Genomic DNA, 9,939 nt, shown 5'->3' with positions numbered 1-9,939 from the left:
TTTTTTGTTTAGCTGTCCATTTTCTCCTTCCCATTAAAACGACCCCTTTCTTCTTCCTCAATTATAACTTAAACTTTGTCTGGAAGATTATGGGGTCATTATAGGGATCCAATATAATCAAGCACAGCAACATACGGACTTTCTAAAACATCAGAAGAGTTCCAAGGTAAAAGTGTAACCACCACTGCAATAGAACCCACGTAAAAAACGAAAATGCGCCATGTAACGGAGTTGGTGGCTTGTGTAATAGCCTTCTTCGGTTTCCCCGGCTGCAATCGCCACAATCTCTGTTCCCATAAAAGAAAAAATAACGATGACAACACCCATTAATACTGCCCCAAATCCATTTGGCATAAATCCACCTTGCCCGATCAAATTTGTAAAACCGACAGGATCAAAGTTCGGTGTAATTCCAAAAATAATGGCAATGCCAATCACGAAAAACAAAATGATACTGACCACTTTTATCAAGGAAAACCAATATTCAAATTCTCCAAATGATTTAACCGATATAATATTGGTTAATGTCAATAAAACGGTTAATATTAAACTCATCAGCCATACCGGAATTCCACTATACCAATATTGAATAATGGCAGCTCCGGCTGTTGCTTCAAGGGCTACCGCGATCACCCAAAAAAACCAATACAGCCATCCAATCATAAATCCAGCCCAAGGTCAGATTGCCTCGTATGCATAATATGCAAAAGATCCACTCGTTGGCTTCACAGCCGACATTTCTCCCAACATCCGCATAATTAAAATAAATAACATTCCCGCAAATGAATAAGAAAGTATCGAACCTGGCCCGGTAGTGTGTATCACAACACCGCTTCCTACAAACAATCCGGCACCGATGACACCCGCAATGGCAATCATAGTCATATGACGTCTTTTCAACCCTTTTTGCAATTGGTTATCAGATGTATTCATTGATCAGCTTCCTTTCATAATGGATTCCATCACAATGGTTTAACCTGTTATTTAAAGCTTGACAAAGTAAGCAGATTACCGTTGGAATAGTATTAATTTTTAAATTATTTTAACCAAACTGATTCATACCCTTTGAAATCTCTTTGCCATTTGGGAAAGTTTTGGGAAAATATAGTCGAGGACTAATGTTAAGCATCACTTTACATTAGTCCATTTGGAATTTTTAATTGGCAGCAGTCTCTTTTTAAAATAATCAGAAAACAACTGATTTATTTTAATAAATTTATCGCTTCATAAAGTGTTTGAATCATAAATGAAATATCCTCTTCCGGAATATTTAGTGGCGGCGAAAGGGTTAAAACATTATTGTATCCAGCAACAGTTGCTCCATTTTTCCCAATAATTAAGCCTTTTTGCTTACAAGTTTCAATTACCTTGTTAACACGCTGTACATCTAATGGTTCCTTTGTTTTCTTGTCTTTTACCAGCTCGATTCCAATTAATAATCCTTTCCCCCTTACATCCCCAACATGCGGATGATTTTGCAGCATATTTTGCAATTGATGAATCACATAATTGCCCATATCCCGGGAACGATCAAATAAATTTTCTCTTTCCATAATTTCCAAATTTTTCAAAGCCACTGCACAAGCCGCCGGTGAACCACCGAAGGTATTGACATGACGGAAATATTCATATTCTTCCGTTCCTTTAAAAGCTTCATAGATTTCCCTTCGAACAGCAGTCGCTGATAACGGAAGATACGCACTAGTCATTCCTTTTGCCATTGTAATGATATCCGGCTTGACTCCGTAATTCATGAATCCAAAAGGTTTTCCTGTTCGTCCAAATCCACAAATGACTTCATCTACAATGAGAAGTGCACCATGTTGCTCACAAACTTCTTTGATCCCTTTCATATATCCAACCGGAGGAATTAACACTCCGCCACCTGTGATAATCGGTTCCATAATCATTCCTGCAATTGTTTCACTTAATTCCCAGGTCATAACCCGATCAACTTCTTTTACAGATTCCAATTCCAGCGGGTTTAATTGATGATCTTCATTGCAACGGTACGAATCCGGCGGGGCAACATGGATGAAACCTGGTGCAAGTGGTTCATATTTATATTTTCTCTCAGCTTGACCTGTCGCTGCCAATGACCCCATGGAATTTCCATGGTAAGCCCGGTATCTTGAAATAAATTTATATCGCGAATGCTCTCCTCTTTGTTGGTGATATTGTCTTACAATCTTAAAGGCGGTTTCATTGGCCTCTGATCCACTATTGGAAAAAAAGATTACATATTCATCTCCAAGTAATTCATTTAATTTCTCTCCAAGTTTAATAGCCGGAAGGTGACTCTGAGATAATGGAAAATAAGCATTTTCCTTTAATTGTTTATAGGCGGCTTCTGCCAGTTCTTCACGTCCGTATCCAACATTGACACACCACAGACCAGCCATGGCATCCAAAAACTTGTTTCCATCTATATCCGTTACCCATGAACCCTCCGATTTTGCCACGACTAAAATAGTTGCCGGGTTATAGGGTTTCATCGAATGCCAAATATATTTTTCATCTTTTGAAAGGATATCTTTGTTTTGATCGATTTGAGCTATTTGCATTCACTCCTTTGGTTTTCATTTTTTATGATGAAACAAGTGAAAAACGGCTCCATTCCTAAAATTTAAAAATCAAATCTTGATGTGATCATTTTCTTTCTTGTATAGAAATTCACCCCGTCTTTTCCGTTTACATGCAAATCTCCATAAAAACTATCTTTCCAACCCGAAAACGGAAAGAATGCCAATTGTTGCAGGAACCCCTACATTAATGCCCAACATTCCGGCCTCTGCCTCCTCACGGAATCTCCGCACCGCCCTTGGATCTTTTGTATATATCGTGGCTCCATTTCCATATCTTGATCCCCTGATATATTCCAATGCCTCATCGAGATCACTTGCCCTTAGTAAACTTAAAACCGGCGCAAATATTTCTTCTTTTGCAATCGTCATATTTGGAGAAACATGGTCAAAAATCGTGGGCCCAAGAAAATTTCCTTCATCGAATTGATCCATATCTTTACGACCGTCACGGATTAATTCAGCACCTTCCTTAATTCCCTTTTCAATATAACCTAATACTTTTTCTCTGTGATATTGTCGAATAACAGGAGTGAGGAACACCTCTTCATCCATTCCATTCCCAATAATCAGTTGATCCACTTGTTCTTTTAAGGATTTTACAAATTCATTATTATTTCCAACCACTACCACTGTACTACAAGCCATAAAACGTTGTCCCGCACTTCCAAAAGAAGAACTGATAATCTGGTTGACCGCTTTTTTCATATCAGTATCAGGCATCACCACATGATGGTTTTTATTGGTTTTTAGCACCCGATAAAGCTTGAACTCTCTTTCCTCTTGCAGCCGCTTGTTCGTAAACGTATTTAGCAACAGGCTGTGATCCTACAAAAGAAATGGCTTTTACATCCGGATTTTCGATTAAGCCATTCACCACATCATGAGCTCCATGGACAATATTTAACACTCCATCAGGAGCGCCAGCCTCTGTAAATAATTCAGCCAGCCTGTTGGCAAGAAGAGGTGTTCGTTCAGATGGCTTTAATACGAATGTATTTCCACATGCAGTGGCAAGAGGGAACATCCATAAAGGAACCATCATTGGAACATTGAATGGTGTGATCCCGCCTATTACTCCAAGTGGATAACGGACCATCTCAGAATTTATTTCATTTGCTACTCCAGAAAGTGATTCTCCCATCATCAAGGTAGGTGCACCCGAAGCAAATTCTACACATTCTATCCTGCGTTGTACTTCTCCATAAGCTTCTTTGTAAGCCTTTCCGTTTTCTTGAACAATCAATTTCGCTAACTCTTCGTGTTGCTCTGATAGTAATGAATGATATTTGAAGAGGATTCTTGCTCGTTTTGGCACAGGGTTTTTTTTCCACGTTTTAAATGCTTCCTTTGCTGCATTTACAGCCATTTCAACATCTTCCTTTGGAGAAATGGGAACTTTCGCCAGTATTTCATTTGTCGCCGGATTGATTACTTCTAATGTTTTATCCGTATTTGCTTCCATCCATTCACCATTAATAAAGTTTTTTAAAATATTTAGATTATTGTTAATATTCGATATTCAAATCCTCCTGTTCATTTATAAAATCATTTCTTTATATAAATTATGTCTGATTATTAAAGGGTTTTCACTAGACAAAATGTAACATTAGATAATTATGACCGTTAACAAAGTGACTATTCTATAAATATTCCGCCTATGGAAGTGAGTTAAACATTTCATCTAACTCATTCCAATGGTCTGTTATCCAGAGGATCTCATGAGCAAAACGTATAGCAGAGCCCGGACGCTCTTCCATCTCCGGCCTAATCCATTTGGCTGATTCGTGACACCAGAGAAGTTTCAACGACCTAGCCAACTCATTTCCCTGAAATACAAGGTATTCGTTGTAACCCTTTAAAAAGGCAGAAACCGCATCAAACCTTATTTTGTTATCTCTCAATGCGCATGAAAGAATCGCCCGTGAAAGATCTAGTTCAGGATAGATAATGGTGATTCGATCAAAATCAAGAATAGCCGAGACACGATCAGGAAAAAAAAGCAAATTGTCTACGAATAAATCCCAATGAGTCCAACCTGCCGGACAGTCATGAAAAATATCTAAATTAAGCTGATCTATGATGGTTCTCTGGCTTTCGATTGCTTGAAGCACACGATCTGAACGTTTCTCTAAACGCGCCCTATCCCAATTTCTGCTCCATGCCTCGTAAATCTTTTCATAATTTGGCTTCCACTCAGGCGGCTGTGTAGGAAGGAATTGAAGTTTTTTGTGCATTTGCCCTATCACTTTTCCTAGATGATAAATTTGATCCACAATCACTTCACCCGGTTTCACCAGTTCTCCTTCACAGTAAGGAGTCAAACAATAATACACATTAGAAGCGGTTTTGATCAAATGGGACTCTTCGTGTATGAAGGGTTCTGGGCAGGGAATGCCATTCTCAGCAAGGTACGCTTGGATACGAAGTGCTTCGCGTACTCGATCTAATTTCTCGGCAGGATACCTTTTAGGATGATAATGTTTGACAAAAATCGAACCTTCGTTAGTTTCGATTTTCCATTTGAGATTGCGCCAACCGCAGTGAATTTGCTGATCTGATAGTATCTTCAAGTCAAAGTTTTCCTCAATGCTTTTGAATATCGCTTCTTTTACTTTGTCTACATCCATCTGTGCTACACTCCTTCCACATTAGGATCCCATATGATTTTATGAAGTTGCATGTTAATTTTCACATGAGTAAGTCGATCATTTAGAATACGTTCAACAAGAGTAGAGGGGGACATTTGCCCCCATGCCGGACTAGACTAGGGAAGAAATCCACATACTGCTGGAAGCAGCAAAAAGCAAATATTTCTATGAGGCTGTACTTGCCGGCCATTAACACAGGATTAAGGCGTGGGGAAATTTACGGATTAAGGTGGACCGATATTGATTTTAACAACAAGACCATTAACATCAGTCAAACTTTACAGCGTTTAAAAGGAAAAGGATTGGTCTTTCGGAAAACCACCAAAACGGATGGCAGCCGCCGCTCAATTGCTGTTACGGATGCCACTTTGGACATCTTGAAAAAAATCAAAGCAAGACAAGCCAGACAAAAACTCAAATTTGGCCCACTTTACCAAGACAGGGCTTCCCGGCATCTCCGCCGTCAAAAAACACATTTTCAGCGGGCGGCAAATTGCCAGAAACCCCTGTATTCAAGCCATTTTTCAGACGCTTATTTGTTTTTCACATTTGTCATCAACATTACGCACTCCACGTGCCCTGTTTGCGGGAACATGTCTACCGGTTGCACTTCCCGAACCCTGTATCCCAACTCCGCAAGATACTTTGCATCACGGGCAAGGGTGGAGGAATTGCAGGAGACATAGACGATCCGACCGGGTTGCATGGAGGCGACGGTATCCAAAAGCAATGGGTCACAACCTTTACGCGGGGGGTCGACCACTACCACATCAGGCCGGATTCCTTCCTGGTACCAGCGTGGCATAATCTCTTCGGCTGCTCCTGCTTCAAAGGTAACATGATCCATCCGGTTTATTTCGGCATTCCGCTTGGCATCTTTAATGGCGGCAGGAACGATTTCCACGCCATAGACCCGTTTGGCATGGCGAGCGAGATAAAGGGCAATGGTTCCGATTCCGCAGTAGGCGTCAATCACGGTTTCTCCTCCGGTCAGAGCGGCATATTTTGCCACCTGATCGTACAAGACCCTGGTCTGTACCGGATTGATCTGAAAAAAGGAGTGGGGGGAGATGGCAAAAGTAACATCTCCGATCCGGTCATAGACGACTTCCCGGCCCCATAACACCTGATTTTCCGGCCCCAGGACAACATTTGACCGTCTGTGGTGGATATTTTGCATGAGGGATTTCAGCTGGGGAAATTCCCTGCGCAATTCTTCGATCCATTTTTGCCGGTACGGGAGTTTTCTCCCGTTGGTCACCAGGACGATCATGCATTCCCCTGTGGAGTATCCTGTCCGTACCATGACATGGCGCAAAATCCCGCGGTGCTTCTGTTCATCATAGATAGGCGTTTTCAGGCGCTGGGCCAGTTGCTTTACTTTCCGGATCACTTGGTCGTTTAACTCATGCTGGATCAGGCAGGCATCCATGTTGACAATCTGGTGTGTTCCGGGGGCATAAAAACCGGCTGCCACCTTTCCTTTTTGCACGCCAAAAGGAACCTGGGCCTTGTTGCGGTACCGCCACGGATCATTCATTCCGAGGACGGGATGAACAGGTACCTCCATTCCGCCGATGCGGGTGAAATGATCCATCACTTGCTGCCGTTTATGTTCCAGTTGCGCCTCATAGCTGATGTGCTGAATTTGGCAACCCCCGCAAATTTCGTAAACAGGGCACTGCGGTTCGGTCCGGTGCGGGTGTGTCTTCAGGATCTCCAGACAGCTTGCTTTTCCATACGTTTTTTTCACAACGGTTAACCGGGTGCGAACTTTCTCTCCGGGAACGGTTTGCGGCACAAAGACGGTAAAGCCCTCATATTTGCCGACACCGGCTCCGTCATGGGCAAATCCGGTAATTTCCAGTTCAATGATATCGCCCTTATTCGCTGGTGGTTTTTGCTTCATCTTTTCTGCGGCTCCTTTATAAAAAACGTCTATCGGACGGGATGAACATCCAGCTTGTTGACAAAATTGGAAGAAGCGATTTTTAGAAACGAAGTGACTTCGGAGCCGCTACAAAGCGAAAGCAAACACTTCCAGGAAAAACGGGCGAAACTGTTTGAGCGTAGCGAGTTTTGCAGCCCGCCTGGAAGTGTTTGCTGGAGCGCCCTTACTGCTTCCTTGCAAGGCGGAGACGGAACGGAGTTCTAAAAATCGTCTTCCTGTATATGTTTACTACAGTCTGAACATTCACCAGTAAGGGATGAACGTCAACTATGGGCAAAATATCTCCAAATGTTGGGGTACAATTTTTACGCTTCCCTTCAATTCACCCCCCCATTCTCCATCCAGATTCAATTTTAACGACAGGGGTGTTTCAATATCCAGTTGTTCTGTTTGAAAATAAATAATGCGGGAATCACGGATATGCTGTCCTTTGAGGGCTAAAGCCGCCAGTTGCAACAGGTCGGAAATGTTTGCCTTGGGAACAATCAACACATCCATCAGTCCGTCGCTTAAGTCCGCCGCAGGGGCCAACCGTTCAAATCCCCCTACGGAAACACTGTTGGCAATCACAATCAGCCATATTTCGGATTCCCACTCGCCATACGGAGTTTTCAACTTTACGGGGAAGGGCTGGTGCAGGCTGCCAAGCTTTTCTATCGCCTTGGCATAATAGGCAAAGGGTCCCATCATGGTCTTCAAACGGCTGGGTGCTTCATAGGTAACTTCAGTCAGGCGGCCGGCAGCTGCAACATTGATAAAATATTTGTCGCCAAACATCCCTGTATCCGCCAACATGGTTTTGCCCCGGGCAATCACTTTGCAGGCTTCGCCAAGATCGCGGGGAATTTTCAGCGCCCGGGCCAGATCATTGGTCGTCCCTCCCGGCAAAATCCCCAACCGGGGCCGGTCGGGACAACCGGCAATTCCGTTGACTACTTCATGGATGGTTCCGTCTCCGCCAGCTGCAACCACCACGTCATATCCCTGTTCGGCGGCAAGTCTGGCTTCTCTCATGGCACATCCCGGACCCCGGGTGGCATGGCAAGATGTATGGAAACCGGCCTGCTCCAGTTCATCCAGTAAGAAGGACAATTTTTTCTGGATCAGTTCCCTTCCCGCTGTAGGATTATAAATCAGTCGCGCTTGCTTCATTGAGCCAGCTCCTTTGGCTTCATCAATAATTTCCGGGCTTTTCGCTTATGAATGATTTATTCGCCATTTTTTAAAACCTAATTATAAGTTTACCCTTCACATTGATTCTCTTCAAAGCCCTATTTTCCATGAAAGCCGGCAAATACACAGATGAAAACAAAAAAAGGCCCATGGATGCCGTCCATGAAGCCTGATTCCGCCCGGATCAATGGGGCATGTATACCAACTGGAAGAAGAACAGAACCGCAAACAGGTAAACGAGCCAGTGCACTTCTTTCCATTTTCCCCTGAAAATTTTCATTAATGGATAAATAAGAAATCCGAGTGCAATTCCGGTAGCGATGCTGGAAGTAAGCGGCATGCTCAGGATGACAATAAACGCCGGAAAGGCTTCGTCGATTTCATCCCATTTGATGGAACTGACCTGGCTCATCATTAACGAACCCACAACAATGAGTGCCGGAGCCGTGATCGCTGCAATCCCCGATACCGCGCTGACCAGCGGGCTGAAAAACGCGGACAGAACAAACAGGATGGCCACCACAACCGCAGTCAGACCGGTTCTCCCGCCTGCAGCCACCCCTGAGGAGGACTCGATGTATGCGGAGGTGGGACTGGTTCCAAACAGGGAACCCACCAGCGTAGCGACGGAATCGGCAACCAGGGCCCGTCCCCCGCGGGGGAGGTGATCCCCTTTCATCAGTCCGGCCTGCCTGGCAACACCCAAAACGGTTCCGGTGGTGTCAAACAGGGTGACAAGCAGGAAGGAAAAGACGACGGCATACAATCCATAATCAAAGACTGCCTGAAACGCATGAACCGGATTATCGATCACCAGTTGGTCAGGAATGGCCGGCAAGGAGACAACGCCGTTGTCAAAAGACAGCTGCCCGGTAAAATAGGCGATGATTCCGGTTCCCAGCATCCCAATAAACAAGGCTCCATTCAGATTGAGAGCCATACAGACCAGAGTGATGGCAAGACCGGCCAACGTCAACAGTGAGGAAGGAGAATGAAGGTTTCCAAGCGCCACCAGGTTGGAAGGATGATCAGTAATCAGACCGGACATGCGCAATCCGATAAAAGCGATAAACAGACCGATTCCGGCCGTAATCGCACTTTTCAGATTGGAGGGAATCACTTCAATCAATTTTGTCCTGAGCGGTGTCAACGACAACAGCACAAACAGGAGCCCCGCCACAAAAACCGCGGCAAACGCTTCTTCATATCCCAATCCCTGATGGGCTCTGACAACAGAGTAGGCAAAGTAGGCGTTCAATCCCATGGCAGGCGCAATCGCAATGGGATAATTGGCGTACAATCCCATCATTAACGTACCGACAACCGTGGCAATAATGGTCGCAAAAAAACTTAACGAAAAAGGTACTCCCGCATCGGACAGAATAATGGGATTAACCACCATAATATATGACATGGTAAAAAAGGTAGTAAGTCCGGCTATAATTTCTTTTTGAACTGACGACCCCTTTTTTTGCAATTGAAACATGATATTATTCCTCCAAACACGAATAATAATTAGATCATACATATATATTATTCGTTTTTAGAATAAAATGCAAGAAAACCCCCTGAAGAAAGAATC

At 43.7% G+C, this 9,939-nt stretch carries 6 protein-coding genes and 3 pseudogenes; 2 read left to right on the top strand and 7 right to left on the bottom strand.

The annotated features are described in order from the left end of the window. Nucleotides 1-107 precede the first annotated feature (107 nt). The 4 genes and pseudogenes from H2C83_RS07990 to H2C83_RS07975 form a co-directional block, all read right to left on the bottom strand. Nucleotides 108-933 (bottom strand): annotated as a pseudogene (locus H2C83_RS07990) (amino acid permease); the annotation flags it as partial. Between the two features lie 269 nt (nt 934-1,202). Beyond that, entirely contained in the window at nt 1,203-2,564 is a 1,362-nt protein-coding gene (locus H2C83_RS07985; protein ID WP_220184066.1) for an aspartate aminotransferase family protein, read from the bottom strand. Between the two features lie 62 nt (nt 2,565-2,626). Beyond that, nucleotides 2,627-4,047 (bottom strand): annotated as a pseudogene (locus tag H2C83_RS07980) (CoA-acylating methylmalonate-semialdehyde dehydrogenase). 193 nt (nt 4,048-4,240) lie between these two features. After that, on the bottom strand, nt 4,241-5,212 hold the full coding sequence (locus tag H2C83_RS07975) for a phosphotransferase (protein WP_181739505.1): 972 nt from the start codon (nt 5,210-5,212) through the stop codon (nt 4,241-4,243). 188 nt (nt 5,213-5,400) lie between these two features. On the opposite strand from H2C83_RS07975, the pseudogene H2C83_RS18520 reads away from it, so the two are divergent. Further along, a pseudogene (locus H2C83_RS18520) lies at nt 5,401-5,679 on the top strand (tyrosine-type recombinase/integrase); the annotation flags it as partial. Nucleotides 5,680-5,765: 86 nt separating this feature from the next. Here the strand turns inward: H2C83_RS18520 and rlmD are convergent. Then, a complete protein-coding gene (gene rlmD / locus H2C83_RS07970) occupies nt 5,766-7,142 on the bottom strand; it encodes a 23S rRNA (uracil(1939)-C(5))-methyltransferase RlmD (protein WP_181739503.1) in 1,377 nt (458 codons plus the stop codon). A 54-nt stretch (nt 7,143-7,196) separates the two neighbouring features. On the opposite strand from rlmD, the gene H2C83_RS07965 reads away from it, so the two are divergent. After that, nucleotides 7,197-7,388: a hypothetical protein gene (locus H2C83_RS07965; RefSeq protein WP_181739501.1), complete on the top strand. Its 192-nt coding sequence runs from the start codon at nt 7,197-7,199 to the stop codon at nt 7,386-7,388. Between the two features lie 63 nt (nt 7,389-7,451). Here H2C83_RS07965 and H2C83_RS07960 read toward each other — a convergent pair whose 3' ends face one another. Together H2C83_RS07960 and H2C83_RS07955 are read right to left on the bottom strand one after the other, a co-directional pair. Then, nucleotides 7,452-8,336, bottom strand: a complete 885-nt coding sequence (locus H2C83_RS07960; protein WP_181739499.1) for a YegS/Rv2252/BmrU family lipid kinase — start codon at nt 8,334-8,336, stop codon at nt 7,452-7,454. A 205-nt stretch (nt 8,337-8,541) separates the two neighbouring features. Next, nucleotides 8,542-9,843, bottom strand: a complete 1,302-nt coding sequence (locus tag H2C83_RS07955; protein ID WP_181739497.1) for an NCS2 family permease — start codon at nt 9,841-9,843, stop codon at nt 8,542-8,544. Nucleotides 9,844-9,939: the final 96 nt, after the last annotated feature.

The sequence above is a fragment of the Thermoactinomyces mirandus genome (assembly GCF_013868055.1).
GTDB lineage: Bacteria > Bacillota > Bacilli > Thermoactinomycetales > Thermoactinomycetaceae > Thermoactinomyces > Thermoactinomyces mirandus.
The sequence above is the reverse complement of the archived record's forward strand: the minus strand, read 5'-3'. Positions and strand labels throughout refer to the sequence as shown.

Excerpts from the sequence above, each read along its gene's own strand:
- H2C83_RS07985 (WP_220184066.1), bottom strand. The coding sequence starts at position 2,564 with ATGCAAATAGCTCAAATCGATCAAAACAAAGATATCCTTTCAAAAGAT.
- H2C83_RS07975 (WP_181739505.1), bottom strand. The coding sequence starts at position 5,212 with ATGGATGTAGACAAAGTAAAAGAAGCGATATTCAAAAGCATTGAGGAA.
- rlmD (WP_181739503.1), bottom strand. The coding sequence starts at position 7,142 with ATGAAGCAAAAACCACCAGCGAATAAGGGCGATATCATTGAACTGGAA.
- H2C83_RS07960 (WP_181739499.1), bottom strand. The coding sequence starts at position 8,336 with ATGAAGCAAGCGCGACTGATTTATAATCCTACAGCGGGAAGGGAACTG.
- H2C83_RS07955 (WP_181739497.1), bottom strand. The coding sequence starts at position 9,843 with ATGTTTCAATTGCAAAAAAAGGGGTCGTCAGTTCAAAAAGAAATTATA.